General features: G+C 49.0%; 10 protein-coding genes and 1 tRNA gene. 3 read left to right on the forward strand and 8 right to left on the reverse strand.

Going from position 1 to position 18,187, the window contains the following annotated elements:
* Positions 1 to 18 precede the first annotated feature (18 nt).
* Positions 19 to 765 carry an acyl-[acyl-carrier-protein] thioesterase gene (locus tag B7982_RS11755; protein ID WP_014546297.1) on the forward strand — a complete coding sequence of 249 codons (747 nt, stop codon included), beginning with the start codon at positions 19 to 21 and terminating at the stop codon, positions 763 to 765.
* Positions 766 to 807: 42 nt separating this feature from the next.
* On the opposite strand, the gene B7982_RS11760 is transcribed toward B7982_RS11755, so the two are convergent.
* Together B7982_RS11760 and B7982_RS11765 are read right to left on the reverse strand one after the other, a co-directional pair.
* A complete protein-coding gene (locus B7982_RS11760) occupies positions 808 to 2,568 on the reverse strand; it encodes a hypothetical protein (protein ID WP_088660914.1) in 1,761 nt (586 codons plus the stop codon).
* A 169-nt stretch (positions 2,569 to 2,737) separates the two neighbouring features.
* The gene (locus tag B7982_RS11765) at positions 2,738 to 3,577 is read right to left on the reverse strand and encodes a ComEC/Rec2 family competence protein (protein ID WP_088660915.1); all 840 of its coding nucleotides are present in this window, start codon (positions 3,575 to 3,577) and stop codon (positions 2,738 to 2,740) included.
* A 136-nt stretch (positions 3,578 to 3,713) separates the two neighbouring features.
* Here B7982_RS11765 and B7982_RS11770 point away from each other — a divergent pair, with 136 nt between their 5' ends.
* Both B7982_RS11770 and B7982_RS11775 read left to right on the forward strand, forming a co-directional pair.
* Positions 3,714 to 4,070: a hypothetical protein gene (locus B7982_RS11770; protein WP_088660916.1), complete on the forward strand. Its 357-nt coding sequence runs from the start codon at positions 3,714 to 3,716 to the stop codon at positions 4,068 to 4,070.
* Between the two features lie 92 nt (positions 4,071 to 4,162).
* A tRNA-His gene (locus tag B7982_RS11775) sits at positions 4,163 to 4,236 on the forward strand.
* A 142-nt stretch (positions 4,237 to 4,378) separates the two neighbouring features.
* Here B7982_RS11775 and B7982_RS11780 read toward each other — a convergent pair.
* From B7982_RS11780 to B7982_RS11805, 6 genes are all read right to left on the reverse strand, one after another.
* Positions 4,379 to 6,292, reverse strand: coding sequence for a SpoIIE family protein phosphatase (locus tag B7982_RS11780; protein ID WP_088660917.1), 1,914 nt, complete (start codon positions 6,290 to 6,292; stop codon positions 4,379 to 4,381).
* Between the two features lie 165 nt (positions 6,293 to 6,457).
* Positions 6,458 to 12,217, reverse strand: a complete 5,760-nt coding sequence (locus B7982_RS11785) for a GLUG motif-containing protein (RefSeq protein WP_088660918.1) — start codon at positions 12,215 to 12,217, stop codon at positions 6,458 to 6,460.
* Between the two features lie 35 nt (positions 12,218 to 12,252).
* On the reverse strand, positions 12,253 to 13,731 hold the full coding sequence (locus B7982_RS11790; RefSeq protein WP_088660919.1) for a fibrobacter succinogenes major paralogous domain-containing protein: 1,479 nt from the start codon (positions 13,729 to 13,731) through the stop codon (positions 12,253 to 12,255).
* Complete coding sequence (locus tag B7982_RS11795; RefSeq protein WP_088660920.1) at positions 13,715 to 14,584, reverse strand: TIGR02147 family protein; 870 nt, start codon at positions 14,582 to 14,584, stop codon at positions 13,715 to 13,717. Before B7982_RS11795 ends, B7982_RS11790 begins: the two co-directional genes overlap by 17 nt.
* Positions 14,585 to 14,766: 182 nt before the next feature.
* A complete protein-coding gene (locus B7982_RS11800; RefSeq protein WP_088660921.1) occupies positions 14,767 to 17,214 on the reverse strand; it encodes a fibrobacter succinogenes major paralogous domain-containing protein in 2,448 nt (815 codons plus the stop codon).
* Complete coding sequence (locus B7982_RS11805; protein ID WP_233138528.1) at positions 17,195 to 18,079, reverse strand: TIGR02147 family protein; 885 nt, start codon at positions 18,077 to 18,079, stop codon at positions 17,195 to 17,197. The genes B7982_RS11800 and B7982_RS11805 overlap by 20 nt, the downstream gene beginning before the upstream one ends.
* Positions 18,080 to 18,187 lie beyond the last annotated feature (108 nt).

Here is an 18,187-nt window from a genome sequence, read left to right on the forward strand (position 1 = left end):
AACCACGTGAGGAATATCATGGAACCGGAAGTCACCACCAAAAATTTTGAAGTGCGTTTCTCGGACTGCGACCACCACAGCCGACTCAAGCTTTCAAATCTCTTCTTGTTCATGGAAGAAACCGCCATCGCCGATGCCGAACAGAACGGCTTTGGGATATGGAAGATGATGAAGGCAGGCTACACCACGGTCATCACGCGACTGAAGATTCGCCTGTTGCACCACCCGGTCTGGGGCGAAAAGCTTTCCATCTCGACGTGGGCAAAGGACATCATCAAGGACAAAGTTTGTCTTAAGGATTATTCCATCCTCGATGCGCAGGGGCATTCCATCGCGCAGGCGACTTCTTCGTGGCTCTTGGTGAACATGAAGACCGGCAAAGCAGAAAACCCGGCCAACGCACCGTACCCGATTCCGCTCATTCAGGGCAAGAACGCGCTCCCCGAAATGATGGATATTTTGGACCCGCAAGTTGACCCGCAAATTGTAGCGACAGAAATTGCAAAGTATAGTGACTTGGACATGAACAAGCATGTGAACCACTGCCGCTATGTGGACTGGGTGACAAACTCGCTCGACCCGCAGGAACTCAAGAGCCGCAGAATCCGTTCAATACAGATAAATTACATTTCGCAGATTCCGCTCGGCGGCAAGGTGAACATTGTGCGTTTCAAGAATACAAACCACCATGCGTATATTTTCGGGACGAACGCTGACGACATGACGCAATGCCACTTCCAGGCGCGCATCGGTTTCGCTGATTAGTCATCCTCGAAGCGAAGCGTAGGGGAACCATTATTTCTTGTTTTACAACAGCGCATTTTTCAGCAAGCGTTCTTCGACCTCGAAGGCGCTTGGTTTGCCTTTGGGCGTAAGGCGCTTGCCTGTGCCGTAGAGGTGCTGCATCATTTCTAGAAGCGTGTATTCGCGGTCGAAATAGCCGATGTCCGGGTTCGGGCAAATGGTAACCGGTTCGCGAGTGCGAGCGGGCTGCGAGCCACGAGCGACGGCGACACATTCCGGCTGGTAATGGAGCGATGGGCTCTTCTCGCGGATTTCTTCGCGACCAGCATTTCCGAGAAATCGGCAGATGCATTCACGCGAAAGCGTGACGCGACGAAGCTTGTCGTACTTTCGACGGATGGAAGATTCAAGCGAGTCGAATTCCTGCGAGATTTTTTCGTGCACAACCGGTTGCGACTGTTCAACATCCGCATTATACGGATGCATTTTACAGGCCTCAAGGTCCTCTTTTTCCAAAGCATCAATTTCGGCTAGGCGGTGCATCACGTACTCGCGAGACGCCATGCAAACAGGATGGTCAAAGCCGGGGATATTTTGGCAAAGGTAATGCTGACGGCACGGGAATCCGGGTTTCAGTTCAGGGCTTCCAGATTTTTCTGATTCTGGAGCAAAGTATTCCTGAATTTTCTGCTCACAAATTCTTGCCGCCGTCGATGTTTGCAGATTCACGAACGGGATGCCAAGAGGCGATGCATGACTAATGCAAACATCTTCGGGCTTTGCGCTCGCGAGCAATCGGCGCGTTTCCTTATCGACGCTAGTCGCCTGCGGTACAAGCAAAAACGGAGTCCCGACACCTACGCCATCTATCCCGAGCGACAAGACTTGAGCAATATCTTCGGGAGCGCAAAGCCCACCCTGCGCGGTAATCCGCGCAGGCGACGGCGGCGGGAGAATTCCTTGCACCGGGACGGTCGCATCATTGTCCCCCGCATCACAAGAATCAGCGAACTTCGCAATCATCGAGCACGTAGTTTCAAAAAGTTCTTTGCGCTTTTCGACAAATTCCCGGACCACATCAAGCAATAACTTCTTGGATTCAAAAAACGCATGACCGCCGCAGTTCACGCCAGATTCAATGCGGTATTCGTAAACTTCCAAGCCCTTCTTTGCCAAATAGCGACCCTGAACGAGCGCCGAACGATAATCCGAAACTTTCAGGATAATCTTCTTTTTCGGAGGTCTTGTACCCGTCCTGTAAAAATCCTTGCACTTTGCAATTTCTTCGAAGACGGACAAGTTCACGCCTGCACTGAGCACAAGCGCCCCCGCCACTTTCGAAGCGGCAAAGCCGCGAACGGCATCAAACGCAGCCTCGTCATGATTCAAGCCAACCATGATGTTAGCCTGGATTTCGCCCGGTTCCATTTTTTCGGTGAGGGCGGCCTCAGCCGCAATGCGGGCAAGACCCGTCTTTGCAAAAATGCCATCGTATTCTACGCGAAGCCTGGAATCCAGCGGGAGCATTAAGAAATAAAGGTCCTTGTCGCTACCGCCATCAAAGCGGCACGCACAAAGACGTGTAAACTTGCGCTCTACTTCGTCTGCAATAAAGTCCAAATACGAACGGATGCGCCCAATGCGGGTTGTCTGCGGAGAACCCAAATCAAGGCCCAAGCGTTCTGCATAAGCCATACGGTATTCTTCGAGGAGGCCATCATCCACAAGCGAAATCACAGACGTGATTCCCAAATGCGCTACACGAATCGGCGTATCCGCCGTATAGCAAATGCCCATCACCGGAATGTGAATTTTGTGAACCATAACCCTCGAAAACCTCGCGATTACCCAAAATGCGAATCAAATAGTAATATAAAAAATAACTGGATCCTTCAGTCACTTCGTTCCTTCAGGATGACGAATGCGGAATGACATGCACATTCAGGATGACGAGATGGCGATTCCCGCTCGGTGGCGGGAATGACACATCCCCCTACGGTACAAGTACGCCCATGCTCGGCGAGAGTTCAAAGCGGATGGAGCCTTGCAAATCAGTACGGTAAAGTCTCGTAGAATCCCCAAGCACCAAATTTAGTTTACGGACAACAGATGGCGCGGGATGCCCATAGCGGTTCTCCGCACCGACGCTCACAAAAGCATACTTCGGCGAGACCTGCGACAAGAAACTTAACGTATTGCTCCCCGCCGAACCGTGATGCGCCACCTGCAAAAGCTCCGCCGAAAGTGTCGGATTCATCTCAAGCAAATGGCGTTCGCCCACCGAATCCAGGTCTCCCGTCAAAAGCATTTTGCTGGCGCCAAACTTTCCGAGCAGCACCAGACTCGCACGATTCTCGCCCACGCGCCAATAGCTCGCCGGCCACAGCACTTCAAAGCCATTAGCCCCACCCCCAAAACTTACGTTCTCGCCTCGCAATAGCGTATCCACCGGCGTTCCAAGCGATCTCGCTACCCGCAACACGCTATCGCGATAAAAGTCGCCCGCCGTATCCGGCCCCACGTACAACCGCCGCACAAAAACGCCCCGCCCCGCAAGTTCCAAAAATCCGCCAATATGGTCCCGATGGTTATGGCTTAGCACCACCCACTCAAGCGTATCGACTCCGCGCGCCAAAAGCGAATCCACCACGCCGACCGAATCGGGCCCAAAGTCATACATCGCATAGCGACCGCCATATTCGAGGAGAACCGCAAGCCCCTGCCCCACGTCAATCGCCGTAACGTGTACCGGAGTTTCGCCCTCCGCCGACCCGCTCACGTACATGCAGCCGTTAATCACCGCCGCGACAACCAAAATCCAAAAAAGCCTCATAAGCGTCCTTTTTTTAAATGTTCCTACTTATATAACACGCTTTTTTCGCGAATTTGGCCCATTTCGAGCCTCACAAAATCCAAAATTTTTACAAAAACGGCGATTTTTATTATCTTTACTACTAATTGAGGTCTCTATGCAATTACCTAAGTACAAAAAGAAGAAACGCATCAAGCTCAAAGTCTGCCAGGAACCCGGCTGCGGCCGTGAATTCTGGGGTCACCCGATCGCGAAGTACTGCGAACTGCACCGCGACATCAAGCAGCGCCAAAAGCAAAAGAAGGATATCGAGAACATCGAGTCCAAGAACATCATTTTCCGCCACAACTACTCGGAAGCCATGGACTTGGAATTCAAGTGCTGCCTCGAAGGCTGCAACAACACGTTCACGATCCGTATGTTCCCGAAGCAGTACGTGTACCCGCGCTTCTGCATGGAACACAGAAACGACTTCAAGCGTGCAAATTTCCTCCGAATCATGCAGAAAAAGTAGTCGTAGCGCGCTAAAAACAAATTTTTTAGAAAAAAGTGTTTGCCATCCCTTGAAATTTGGGATGGCTTTTTTATATTTGGTCTCGCTACATGGTGGATGTAGCTCAATTGGTTAGAGTCCCAGATTGTGATTCTGGATGTTGCCGGTTCGAGTCCGGTCATCCACCCGAAAAAGACCTTGCGAAAGCAAGGTCTTTTTTCATTTACCGACATGCGCGCATTCCGTGCCAAAGATGTCATGCCCGCCGGAGCCTGTGCTGAGCGCAGTCGAAGTAAGCGGGCACCTCCTTTTCTGCACACATTCTCGAATTAAGTTTTATCACCGCCCACGAACTTGAGCGCGAGCATGGTAATGTCGTCGAACTGCGGAGCGTCGCCCACAAATTCATCAATCTTGGATTTCACGAACGGGCAAATTTCGGCAGGTTCGCGGTTGCCCGCATCGCGGAGCGTCTTGAGCAGCCGCTCGTCACCAAACAGATTCTCGTTCGCATCCGTCGCCTCGGTCACGCCGTCCGTGTACAAGAAGATTGTATCGCCCGGATTCAGCTTGAGCGTCTGGCGCTTGTAACGGGTCCCTTCCATCGCGGCAATCACAAGACCGGGCTTGCTCTTTGCAAACTCGACCGTACCGTCCGCACGGCGGATAGCCGGCGGGTTATGCCCTGCACATACAAATTCCACTTCGCCCGTCCGCAAGTCGAGAACGCCCATCCAGACCGTGACGAACATATTGAGGTAGTTGCGGAACGCCAGGCGGTCATTCACAACGTTGAATGTGTCTACAACCGAAGTGCCCGCAAGCAAGACGCTCTTGAGCATCGAGCGCGCCGACATCATGAGGAGCGCCGCCGGAACGCCCTTGCCCGACACGTCTGCGATCAAGAAGGCAAGCCTGTCATTATCCACCTTGCAGAAATCATAGAAGTCACCACCCACCGCCTTTGCAGGTAAAATAAACGGAGAAAGCAAATGGCGGGCATCCTTTACGCCCTCGTCATCATCGCTACGCGCAAGCAACCCAAGCTGGATCTTGCGTGCCATCTCCAGTTCGCTCGCCACACGTTCGGCGCCCTTCTGCTTTTCAATATTTTCCTTGAGCGAATCACGCATGCGGCCAAACGCATCTGCAAATTCCGCAATTTCGTCCTTGCCATCAACCGGTGGAATCTCCACGTCAAAGTCGCCCTGGCCCAAACGCTTCGCCACCCCTGCAAGCGCCTTGAGCGGTCGCGTCACACGACTCGAAATCACAAGCACAAGTACAATCATCATGATGTAGCTAGCGAGGCCAAGGATGCCGAGAACCGACGCCATCTTACGTTGTTTTGCAAAGAATTCATCCGCAGGCCAAACGACGCCGAACACCCAGCCGTCCACCTTCATGTGCGAAAAATAGATGCAAGCCTTTTCGCCGCTAAAAGTCTTGCCAAGTAAAAGCCCGCTGTGCAAATTGCGTACCGCCGTCTCGAAATTAGACAAGCCCGCTTCATGGCCTTTTGCAAGCGAATGGAGCGATTCCTTGAAAATCCAGTCATCACGCGGATGCGCCACAAACCTGTTTTCGGCAGAGAGGATAAACGCATATCCCGAGTTTTCAATATTTATCGAGGAGACCGCATCGCGCAAGAACGAGACAAAAATATCAAGCCCGACAACGCCCTTGAATTTCTTAGAACCATCGGGGAGCGTCTGGTAAAAAGGCATCGCAAAAAGCGCCACCGGCTGGTCCGCATAAACGCCAATAAACGGTTCGTACCACTGGCCCTTGCCCGTTTCGATGGACTGTTTGTACCAAGGCATTTCGCGGTAGTCCTTCACTTCCATGACCGTGTCCTCGAGGCCGTGCCCCGTAATGCGCATGAACTCGCGGCCATTCCGTTCGGGCTCGTAGGCGATAAACAACGCAGACGCAATCGGATTTTTCTCATGGGTGCGCACGTATTCCGCCGGCAAAAACTCCTCGATATCCTTCTTGTTCAAGTCGCCACGTTCGAGCATCGCCACAATGTTTTTTACAACCGCAGCGTTATCTTCAAAGATATTGTCGATGGAAGACACGTGCTTTTCACTGATTTCCTGACCACGTGCCATGATGAGTTCCGACATCCTCGAGCTGACCTGCTGCTGAAGCATAAAAATCATCGCGACAAAGATCACCGTGATGCCGAGCAATATCAAAACAGTCTGTTTAAACGCAAGACTGTGAAAATTCAATTTCATCAAAACCCCTCGAATACCCCAATGAGAACCTTTAAGTAAACATATATTTTTTGAGGGGAATATCAACCCATGATTTTAAGCCATGGGAGCTATATCACATAAAAAAAGACCCGCAGGCTATTTAACCCACGGATCTATCGAATCGTCAATCAAAAAATTAGAGAACTATTTTTTCAGGAGCATCACATTTTCGGTCGCCATGCCGCCCACTTGCAGCACGCCAACATAGCGGCCCCGGGCAATTTCTCCAGCATTAAGTGTTTCGAAATGCACACCCGTTGCTCGGCGACCAAGATCAAACACCCGCACCACTCGACCTTGCATGTCGATGAGCGAGAACTTCACCGCAGCCGCTGCAGGGATTTCAAAACGCACGGCGATGTCACCGCCTTGGAACACAGCACCGAGGGAAGCATTACGAACAACCACCTTTTCGCTAAAGCGAACGCTCGTCGGAGATTCAACGCGAAGTTCCATCGTAGAAGCCTTGCCCCAAAGCGTATCGTTCTCGACAAGCACGCCTACACGGTAAAGCACGTTGAACGTTCCAGAAGGTGCATTTGCATTTTCCAAAGAATCCAGCAAAGCCTCGCTTGCAGAATCCAGCTTGAGCACCTTTTTCGCAGACGAATCCATCACGAAAGCGTCGTCCAGCAGTTTGCCGCGAACGTTTTTCGCAAGCGACTTGTTGTCTTTGTACGAAACATTTTCACTTGCGGCAACAGGCGGATTCGGCAAACCGCGAAGCAGCGGATAGCTCACGCCTTCTTGCATGTACCACACAGAATCGAAGTCAAATTCCTTGAAAGAGTTCTTCAACATCATTTGTACGTTAGTCAAGCCTTTGCCCGACATTGTAGAGTCGCTACAAGCATCGGCAAGGTAGTAGAATTCATCCGAAGGTTGCGATTTCGCAGGCAAGCCGGTGCAAAAACGGATTCCGTCTTTAACTGATTTTCCAGAAGCGTACCCCCTCACCTTCGTATCGTTACCATTGACCCCGACAAAACCAAAGCCATAAAACTCTTCTACTGCCGACATATCACCCGTCGAATAGCAGTCTTCAATTACAGCTTGATTGTTATTGACAAAGTTGCCCGTACTCTCTACATTTCCTGTAGAATAGGATCGCTTGATAGTTCCATCATTTTCGCCAACAAAACCGGCAGCCGCGTTTGCATTTCCCATCGCAAACGAGCGTTCGATCAAACCTTCGTTCTTGCCGACAAATGCACCAGAATAACTAAAAATGCCCGTGCCCTTGGCACTTCCGGTAGCATAGCTTTCAGAAATAGTAGTTTGATTCAAAGCAGCAAAGCTGCCGACATAACTCGAACCCACAACATCGACGGATGCATGCAAACCTTTCAATTCCTTGCCATAAGCTTTACCAATCAGGCCACCGATATAGTTGAGGTTTTTCGCATCAATAATGCCTGTTGCCGTAGAGTTCGTGACCGTTCCGCTATCGACCGCGACAAGGCCAGCAATGCCTTCAATGACATAATACTCCGAGATTTCGCCACCATCTTCGTAAGAAAAGGATAAATCACCCCTAGACGATTCTTGACCAGACACATTGACATTCGCTTTGCTTTCGCTGATAGTTCCGGCAGCTGTGTTCAGGGCAGCAATACCGCCCATGAAACCGCTACTCCCCTTTAGGGTCGCATTAACGGTCGCTTTCTCGATGGATCCCTTGTTCAGCACGGCAACACCAGCAGCGCACCATCCCCCCTCCCATCGCATATCGACTTCGGCACCGACAATGTTTCCGTAATTCACAAGTGCAATTCCAGAAACGTTGTTGCTATTATTAACCTTCCCTTTGACCGATACATTTTCGATAGAGCCATAGTTTCTGAACACGAAGCCTGCACTTTGATAAATGCTATCCATCAAGACATCGACATTCACATTACGAATCGTTCCTTTATTCACAGTGGCAACACCGCCAATTTTCAATTCACGATTGCGACCAATAGAATACCCCTTGAAAGACAAACTATCTACGATTGCAGACTGCGCAACAGTATCGATAAATCCAATTGCCTTATGATCCTTATCCCAAAATCCCGTAAACAAGCTGTCGATGCTATGACCGCCACCATGGAATTCGCCGGTAAAAGCACCGGTATCCTGTTTTGCGTAACCGCCAAGGACAACACCGTAACAGTTGCAGAATTCTTCCAACACATCGTACTTACCAATAGGCTTGAATCCTGTTCCACCGACAGCAAAACGTTCATCCGTCCTGGAAGCAGTGGCATCGATATCGTTGGCCAAGCGATAAACGGCCGACAACTTGTATTTTCCGAATCCGATTGATTTCAAGTCTCCGTAGGTCTTGATCAAGAACGGGTCTTTTTCCGTACCGGAACCGGCCATTTTCATCATGGTCTGATCCACAGCCTGATTCGGATAAATCTTTTCCTTCATTGTCTTGGATATATAGTAAGGCTTAGTCAGCCACGACAGATAGGGATAAGTCGAATCTGCTGCGATCTTCCAGGTTGAATCGAAATCCCAGCCTTCGTAGTTTTCCTTCTTGACCATCTCTGTTGTATTGCGGAGATCCCCCGCAGCCGTCGTATTAACATACCAGAGTGTCGTATCATAATAGACCGAGGTGTAGGTCGACTTGTTGTCAGAGCCCGCAAGGCCACCCCATTTAGAATCGCCCGTAACTTGACCTGCGGCAAACGAGTTCTTCACAGTCGCATTGTCCGAATAGCCCGCCAAGCCGCCGACATTCTTTGTTCCCACGACATTTGCAATCGAATAGCAGTCCGCGACACTCGCCTCGCCCAAAAAGCCCACGAGACCGCCCACGTTTTCCTTGCCCGAGACCAGGAATCTAGACGCGCTCCTCACGACAGAGCCGGCAGATTTCTTACCGGCAAGAGAGCCAACGTAATTTTCGCCGGCAACATCATACTTGATAAAGATGTTTTCGACCGTAGCACCATTATCGACACCGGCCAGGACGCCGACATAGTCCTTACCACGGATGGCACCCCTAGTATTCGCAGGCCCATACGAATAGCTTTCTCCAAGATACGAAGCCGTATCAAAGACAACATTGCTTACCTTGGCACCCTTCGCCAGAGCCCGGAAAAGTCCCACCGAATCTTCGTCGGGGCGATTGATATTCAAGCCCGCAATTATCTTGTTGTTACCGATAAAGACACCGCTGAATTTTCCAATCGGTTCAAAGCCCTTACATACAGTACTGTCGGCATTGCAATTTTCCTTGAACGAGACCGTAGCATTGATATTGCCCATGAGTTTGTAGTATGCATCAAGGCCGTATTCGTATTTGCCAATATACTTGAGATCATCGTAATTATAAATTTTATAGGGGTTCGTTGCAGTCCCCGCTCCGGCAAGCACATTGACCGTCCCGTCATCCTTGAGCGTTCCCGGAAGCAGAGGTTCCATCCCCTTGAAATACGGATAAGAAACGCCTTCCTGGATAGTCCATACATTTACAAAGTCATAGCCCTGGAACGTTCCCTGTTTCAGCATCTCCGCGGTTGTCTTGCCATTTCTATCATAATCAGCAAGAGAGCTATCGAAGAAGCAAGTGTTTGAATCCAAGGAACTGGAAAGCGAAAAGCCGGCAAATCCCCGTCCATCCGAAGCCTTGATCATACTCGCAGAATAGACACGATAGATGCTTGGCGAATAGGAATCGACGAAACCGACAACGCCACCGACACGTTCATATCCCTTAATGACATTGATAGAAAAACCGTTTTCCAACCTAGTAGAAGCATCGCCTATCAAGCCGCCAACATACGTTGTTCCCTTAATGTTTCCAGTAGTGCCAACGACATTAATGCTATCACCTACAGCCACCCCAATCAAGCCGCCAACAGACGACTCACCTTTGACATCGCCATTGAACGACACGACATTATGGATTAAAGACAAGCGTGCTTCGCCAGCCAAGGCGCCCACACACCAAGAGCCGACCACCTTCGTATTTTGCAGAGTCAAGTTTCGGACTGTCGCACCTTCCATATAACCGAACATTCCCGTAAAGTCGCGATTCGGCTCATCAATCGTCAGATTCTTGATAACATGATTTTTACCGTCAAACGAGCCCGTAAAAGCACGTACGCTGTCGCCAATCGGTTCAAATTTCAAACCCGAAGCATCGATATCCTTTGTCAATTCGTAATTAGCTATTAGCGGATAGGCAATGTCATTTCCGATTTTCTGGAGTTCAGCAAAAGTCGAGATTTCAATCTTGTTGGGAACTGCCATATAACTTGAAGTCCCCCAAACCGTATCGCCCTTGTTTACGACACCAATTCGGTAACCGAAATAGAGCGAATCTCTCCTAAGCGTCTTGCCATTCTCAGTAGAATCTATATTATCGCTCCATCTCGCCCAGCCAAGCCATTTACCGACAAGTTCGCCCTCCACATCGAAAAGCGAAGCAATCTTCGGAGTCTCTTGCCATTTCGGGGCTGATGTCGGAACCGCAACCGGAATCGGAGATTTTTTCATAAAAGGATTATTCACCAAGTAGGGGAACGATTTACCTTCATCAATGTTCCAATAGCGAATAAATTTCCCTGTAGGGCTATAGCAATAACCTAAATGCACATAGTAGTCGCAAGTGTCAGTACCGTCAATGACATATTCATCATAACCTAAAGTATCCCAGCCCGCAAACGACGCAAATTTCATCATTTTTGCGGTCGTTAAGCCTGTGCCACCCGCACTCGTATCAAGTCCCGAAATCTCGGTATTCCAGTATGAACCCACAACCGCATCGGATGCACTTCCGACAAGTCCACCAACGTGGCTATTTCCCTGAACGACATTTGCCGCATATGAATATTGAGCCGTTCCGTTACCCACAAGGCCACCCACATATTCATCGCCACGAACCGCACCCATCGCAAAAGAGTTTGCCACCCCGCTACTTCCGCCAATACCGCCAACATAACGTTCGCCTTCGACGGATCCAAGTGCATAAGAAGCGTTTACAAAGCCGCCATTGCCGACAATTCCACCTACTTTATCACCAAAGTAATAAAAACCATAATGCATCAAGTCCATTGTCGAAACACATTCATTGATATCGCCTTTGGAATATCCGACAATACCGCCGACATCATCTACGTCATCCTCCCAAGGAACAATCGTACCACTAGAACGCGACTGATAAACATTACCGGTCAAATATCCGACAATACCACCCACATCCTGATCCAAAATAATGATATTCACATCGGCTTCTGCATGGGCAACATCCATATCTGTTTCACCGACAATGCCGCCAACTCTTTGCGAGCCCTTGATGTCACCTTGGAACGAGACATCTTTGAGAACAGCTTTATCATTGTAGCGTTTCGTACCCTGACCGACAATACCACCCACATAATTTTGCCCTTGGACAAAGCCGTTCGTCACATGCACATTCTTGATAGAGCCCATCTGCTTGGCGGCAACACTTGCCACAAAATTCGATTCTGTTACGCGACCGGTCACATGAATACGGTCGAATTTCAAGTTAGAAACAGAACCACCCAAATAAGAGATAAATGCAACATCATTTTCACACGGGAGCCAAATGGTCAAGTTGTTAATGGTATGGTTCTTTCCGTCGATATTACCCCAGAATATAATGCTATCGGCGGCATCCTTGTTTTTTCCGATGGGAATGAATCCATTGCAGCCGTCTTCGTTGCACATCTCGTTTTTCGAAGCCGAAGCGTCGATATCCTTCGTCAAGACGTAATCCGAAGAATAGAGATAAGCGCCCTTGCCTATCGCCTTGAGGTCTTCGTAGTCTTCGATTTGGAACGGTTTACTTGCGGAACCGTCGCCTTTCATGGTGCCGTTAGCCGCAAAAGAGTGAATCGCAAATAGCGATAAAACAACAGTAAAAATGAATTGCGGTTTCATATTTTTCCTCATAGGTTCAAATAACATAAAAGCTCCTAGTTTTTAAGGCAACGGACTGAAAATCCGTTATTCTTCGGAAATTTTTTCACAGAAACGGTACCGTCGTTTCCAAAATAAATGGCGTATGCAGCATTCTCGCTAGCCTCTGAATATTCAGCGGAACTCCAGATATAAGCTTTAAGCCCCTCGGAATCGAAGGAGCCGCTACGATACCATTCGCCATCGGCGACAGCTGAAAAACCGTAATCGTTCGTGCCATCCAAAGCATCCCAGCCAAATTGCGACTTGAGCACGGCAGCGGCCTTGGCCACTCCGCCAGCCACAGCAATCAAGGTATTCCACGATGTCGTATCCGGCAAGCGGTAGCCATCAGGACAAAGCGAATCTTTTGCCACATTCCAAGTGTAAAGACGGCCCATCAGGCTGCACTTTTCGGGATTGTTGTCATAGCACCACATATTCCCTTTCAATTCCGGCATTTTTACGTCATCAGCATAGTTCAAGTTCTGGGCCATCCAAACTTGTTCGCCGATTTTTACGGTTTTATAAACTTGTCCATCGCGGTTATCGACAATGGAATCGTACTGCACTTGCGGATTTAGAAAAGATTCCCGTGTCAAGCTTTCGCCAAAGCGTTCCACATACGTTTCGAACGCAGGAATCTCGCTTGCATAATTCAAGCCTTCGAGGTTTTGGCGAATTTTTTCAATTTGACCGTTTTCTTTTGCGGTGGCTACCCATTCCGCGACTTCCGACTTCGTTTCGTCATCGTCCCACAAACCGTTTTTCGCAATGGCAGAGCTGACTTCGTTTGTACGTTCTTCAAGCTTTGCTACATCCGCATCGGCTTGCATCAGCACGCTCACCGCAAGGAGTGCCGCGTTTCCGTCGCCTTTTTCGAAGATGTTCAAGTTTTCAAATTCATCAACGTTATTCGCAATATCAAACGATGTGAGCACTTCGCGTTCCGCTTGGGCTTTCGCCGCCGCAAAGTCCATTTTCTCAACCGTCACAAGGTGCTTTAGGCGCTCGTATTCCAAGTGCGTGAGCAAGTTGACGTTCACAGTTTTTCGAACGCTAAGGTCGGTCAGAGCCTTGAGCGAGAGCTTATCCGAAGACTCTTTTCCGGTCACTTCGTTGAGGTAATAACCCGTCACTTCGAACAACGCACACGAAGATTTGAGATTGACGCCATCTATAGCAAAGTCGCCCTTGTCGCTTTTTACGTTGCCTGTAAATTTTTCGTCAGTCAGCTCAAACGTCTTGCAATCCACGCCCTGCACGCTCACAACAGAACCCGTCACAAACGGTCCCTTCTGCGAAACGCCCGCCACATCCAAATTCTTGACGGCGTAAATGCCGGCATCGTCCGAAGAACCGCCTGCAACCTCGGAATTCGAACATGCGACAAAGACGCACGAAATCAACGCAAGCAAAAGAATCATCAACTTTCGAAAACCGTTGATTTGAACTTTTCCAGTACAACCCGCCAAACCATTAACGTCGCATTTCATTTTCACCAACTCCACTTACTTTATTTTCTTCACATTTGTCAAGCCGTTCACTTATCGGGAATAGTTGCAAATTCAAACGGTACACGCGCTGCGTCTTGTTACTTTCCGTAGCAATCGCAATAACACGGCGACGGCATTCCAAAAGTTCCTTCTTGATTTTTTCGTAAGAATCCTGCGTCAGCCCCACGACAACTCCCGACATAGAGCGTTCTGCAAGTGGCAAGTCCAACGCCTTCACGGCAAGCTCACCCATCTGGCGCTGTAAATCTTTCGCGGCAATCGGCACCGCATCCACGGAGCCCATCGATATGGACTTGTCCGTCTGCACATAATTCCCATTTCGGTCTTTTTTCAGGAGATTCGCATCTTCCAAAAACTCAAGCGTTTCAACAGCTTCCGCTGTAGAAATTTTCGGTTTGCACGCACGGGCCATTTCGGCAGGCCTTGCACCAGGCATATGCGGGGCAAGTTCACGGAGCAACGGATTTTTCCAAGACTTGTAGTAATCGAATTCTTCGCCACCGAGCACACGAATCTTATGCGCTCTAGCCAACGCACAGCGTTTTTCGAACGCCGCCATTTTGGCCTCGTCCCCTTTGGCATGGGCGTACGTCACCATCAAAACAAAATACGTCTTTTCGAATCCGGCAAGGCCCATGGCGTTCGCAACAGAACTTGCGGCACTAACGCTCAGATTCTTTTTCCCTTCAGCAACATACTTCAAAAAAATTGCCGACGTGAAACCGGCATTCTGAGCAAACTCACGCCAAGTAAAAGCGGAGTCGCGCTTGCGTTCATCGTAGTAATCCTGGATGAACTTGCGATAATCTGTATATTCAAGAATCGCCTTCATGATTACAAATATAGTTTTTAAACATTATTGGAATACAAAAATTGCCGTTTTTAGCCTAATTTTTACGTTTTTAGTCATTTTTAAACGAGTTTGCAAAATTTTAGAACACAAGTTGTATCCCTGGGATACAAAAAAAGACCTCGCCGTGAATAGCGAGGCCTCGGGATGATGAGAACGAAAAATTAGTCCTTCACGCAGCGGACACTTTGTCCATAAGTTTTTGAGCCTTGGTACAAATAGAATTTGGTATAAATGTTGTTTATATTCGAATACTGGGCTTCATACGCATCCTCTTCTTCGGAGGTCCAATAATAGACATTAGAACCAATGTTGCTCCAGTTAGTTTCAGAGATTCTTCGTCCAGTCGGGAGTGCCGTAAATCCATAGGCATCCACACCGTTATTGTCTTCTGTTCCGGCATAATCCCATCCGGTCAAAGCCTTGAGGGTATCGCCGGCCACGCCAGCATTCCCTAAGTACACGCTCAACCAGCCCCATTCATCACGAACCGGCAAGTGCCAACCGTCAGGACAAATTCCCTGTATCTGGCGATTAAGTCCACAAGTTTTGCCATAACCGCAATTCAATGGGTCCTTAGGATCATTTGCTAGCGCAACTGAATCAATCGCCGCAGCCCAAGTGTAATAGCGACCGCTCACCTCGCAATATTTCGTGGTATCGTGGTAGCACCAGCTATTGCCCTTCAAACTCGGAGTCTTCACGCTATCGGCGTAGTTCAGATTCTCCGCCATCCACACCTTTGAATAATCCCTTTCTTTCACTTCGATTTTCACAACTTTATACACACGCTTATCGCGAGGGTCAACCATTGAGTCGTATTTGATATTCGGATTAAAACGCAATTCCTTAGGCACGTCCCAGCTCCAGCCGGAAGGAACTACAGAACTGCTACTCATTTTTACTTGACTACTGCTAGACACAACCACACTGCTACTCGATTTTGCAGAACTGCTGCTAGACTTCGTTTCGCCAACACTAGAACTTGAAGAAGATTTAATCGCTGCAGTCGAAGGATCACCCTTGATGCAACGTACACTCTGTCCATATTTTTTTGAACCTTGGAACAAATAGAATTTAGTATAAATGTTGTTTATATTCGAATATCGCGCTTCATACGTACCATCCTCTTCGGAACTCCAATAATAAACATTAGAACCAACATTGCTCCAGCTAGATGTAGAAACCATCCTTCCGGTCGGAAGCGCCGCAAATCCATAGGCATCTACGCCGTTATTGTCAGCCGTTCCGGCGTAATCCCAGCCAGTCAGCGCCTTGAGGCTATCTCCGGCCACGCCAGCGTTCCCCAGAGCTACGCTCAACAATCCCCATTCATGGAGCGTCGGCAAATGCCAGCCGTCAGGGCAAATTCCCTGCACTCCGCGATTAATTCCACACGTCTTGCCATAACCGCAATTCAGCGGATTCTTTGAATCGTTTGCCAAAGCCACAGAGTCTATCGCCGCCGCCCAAGTGTAATAGCGACCGCTTACCTTACAATTTTTCTCATCATTATTGTAGCACCAGTTTTGGCCTTTCAAGCTCAGCGTCTTGACGCTATCGGCATAGTTCAAGTTTTCGGCCATCCACACTTGTGAATAATCATGCTCCTTCACTTCGATTTTTACAACTTTGTACACTTGCTTGTCGCGCGGGTCGATTATCGAGTCGTACTTGATATTCGGATTCAGGCGAGCGGACTGCGGCACATCCCAGCTCCACCCATCTGTCTTGACGCTGTCGCTATTTTTTTCCTTTGAAACATTAGTAGCAAACGCATCGACCGCCGTTTCAAAATCGGGAACTTCATTTGCGAATCCCCAATTTTCCATATTCTTACGAATGGAATCCATCACGGCTTTAGCCACGGCATTCGCAATCCAGTCGGTAATCGCTTTTTTCGTATCATCATCGTTCCACTTGCCGCTTTCTGCAAAGGAATCATTGAATTTATCCAGACGTTTCGCAAGCGTTTTCACATCGGCATCGCCTTGCATCAACACGCTTATAGCAAGGAGCGTCGCATCCGCATCGCTTGTTCCAAAAATATCCAAATCTTCAAATTCGGCCGATTCACCAGCCATCCCGAATGCGGCAAGCACTTCCCTTTCAGCCAATTCCTTAGCCTCGTCGAAAGTCTTGCCCTTTTCAGTCACATAGTACATCACGCGCTCGTATTCCAAGTTCGTAAGCAAGTTGACATTCACATGCGTACGATCCTTAAGATTCGTTAACGCACGGAGCGTCATTTTATCCGAGACTTTTTTTCCCGTCATTTCGCTACGGTATTCGCCTGTCACTGCAACAACAGCACAAGTCGTAGACAAGTTCACCTTTTCAACAACAAATTCACCCATGTTATTTTTGACTTCACCCTCAAAAACTTCATCCGTGAATTCCATTGTCTTGCAGTCGATTCCCTGCACCGTCACCGCGGAGCCCTTCACGAACGGGCCCTTTTGGGAAACGCCAGCAATATCTAGATTCTTGATGGCAAGCCCCGCATCTTCGGTAATGCCGCCCGCAACTTTATCTTCAGAACAAGCAGCGAACATTCCTGCCGAAACAATGGCCATCCATAAAGTAAATGATTTACTTATGAGTTTTTTCACTTTCCTTCTCCTTTTTAAACACAAGTCCTTTATTTTTATCATCACAATCGCCAAGTCGTTCGCTCAGCGGGAACAACTGCAAATTCAGGCGGTACACCTGTTCCGTCTCGTCATCCTCACTCGCAATCGCCACAATGCGGCGGCGAAAATCCGCGATTTCCTTCCTGATTTTTTCGTAAGCACGGCGCGTGAGCCCCATGGTAAGCCCCGACATGTCACGTTCCGAAAGCGGCAAGTCCAAAGCCTTCACCGCAAATTCCCCCATCTGGCGCTGCATATCACGAGCCGCCACAGGCACCGCATCGACCGATCCCATCGAAAGGGATTTGTCTGTCTGTTCGTAGTTTCCGCTCTTGTCCTTCTTCAAGAGCTTCGCGCGCACCAAAAAGTCTAGTGTCTCGGAGACCTCCGCCGCAGAAATCTGCGGCTTGCACTTACGAGCCATGTCAAGAGGCTTGGCACCAGGCATGTGCGGAGCAATCTCGCGCAGCACCGGATTCTTCCACGACTTGAAATAATCGAATTCCTCGTTCCCGAGCACACGCACCTTGTGGGCATGCGCGAGCGCACAGCGTTCTTCGAACGCGGCTCGTCTCGCCTTGTCATCTTTCGCATGCGCATACGAAACCATCAGAACAAAGTACGTCTGTTCGAACCCGGCAAGCCCCATCGCCGCAGCAACGGACCCTGCCGACCCTACACTCAGATTCTTTTTGCCCTCGCAAACGTACTTCAAATACACAGCCGACGAAAATCCTGCATCACGCGCAAAATCACGCCACGTAAAAGCCGAGCTGCGCTTGCGTTCATCGTAGTAATCCTGGATGAACTTGCGGTAGTCTGTGTATTCTACAATCTCCTTCATGTGTACAAATATAGACATTTATACACTTTTCGGAATACAAAAATGGCGTTTTTAGCCAAATTTTACCAATTTTGCATAATTTACGCAAATTTTAGCAATTCAGAACAC

Source organism: Fibrobacter sp. UWB2 (assembly GCF_002210425.1).
Lineage (GTDB): Bacteria > Fibrobacterota > Fibrobacteria > Fibrobacterales > Fibrobacteraceae > Fibrobacter > Fibrobacter elongatus.

Bases quoted from the DNA above. Each gene is read 5' to 3' on its own strand.
- B7982_RS11795 (WP_088660920.1), bottom strand. From the start codon at position 14,584: ATGAAGGCGATTCTTGAATATACAGATTATCGCAAGTTCATCCAGGAT.
- B7982_RS11790 (WP_088660919.1), bottom strand. From the start codon at position 13,731: ATGAAATGCGACGTTAATGGTTTGGCGGGTTGTACTGGAAAAGTTCAA.
- B7982_RS11780 (WP_088660917.1), bottom strand. From the start codon at position 6,292: ATGAAATTGAATTTTCACAGTCTTGCGTTTAAACAGACTGTTTTGATA.
- B7982_RS11770 (WP_088660916.1), top strand. From the start codon at position 3,714: ATGCAATTACCTAAGTACAAAAAGAAGAAACGCATCAAGCTCAAAGTC.
- B7982_RS11760 (WP_088660914.1), bottom strand. From the start codon at position 2,568: ATGGTTCACAAAATTCACATTCCGGTGATGGGCATTTGCTATACGGCG.
- B7982_RS11765 (WP_088660915.1), bottom strand. From the start codon at position 3,577: ATGAGGCTTTTTTGGATTTTGGTTGTCGCGGCGGTGATTAACGGCTGC.
- B7982_RS11805 (WP_233138528.1), bottom strand. From the start codon at position 18,079: ATGAAGGAGATTGTAGAATACACAGACTACCGCAAGTTCATCCAGGAT.
- B7982_RS11755 (WP_014546297.1), top strand. From the start codon at position 19: ATGGAACCGGAAGTCACCACCAAAAATTTTGAAGTGCGTTTCTCGGAC.
- B7982_RS11785 (WP_088660918.1), bottom strand. From the start codon at position 12,217: ATGAAACCGCAATTCATTTTTACTGTTGTTTTATCGCTATTTGCGATT.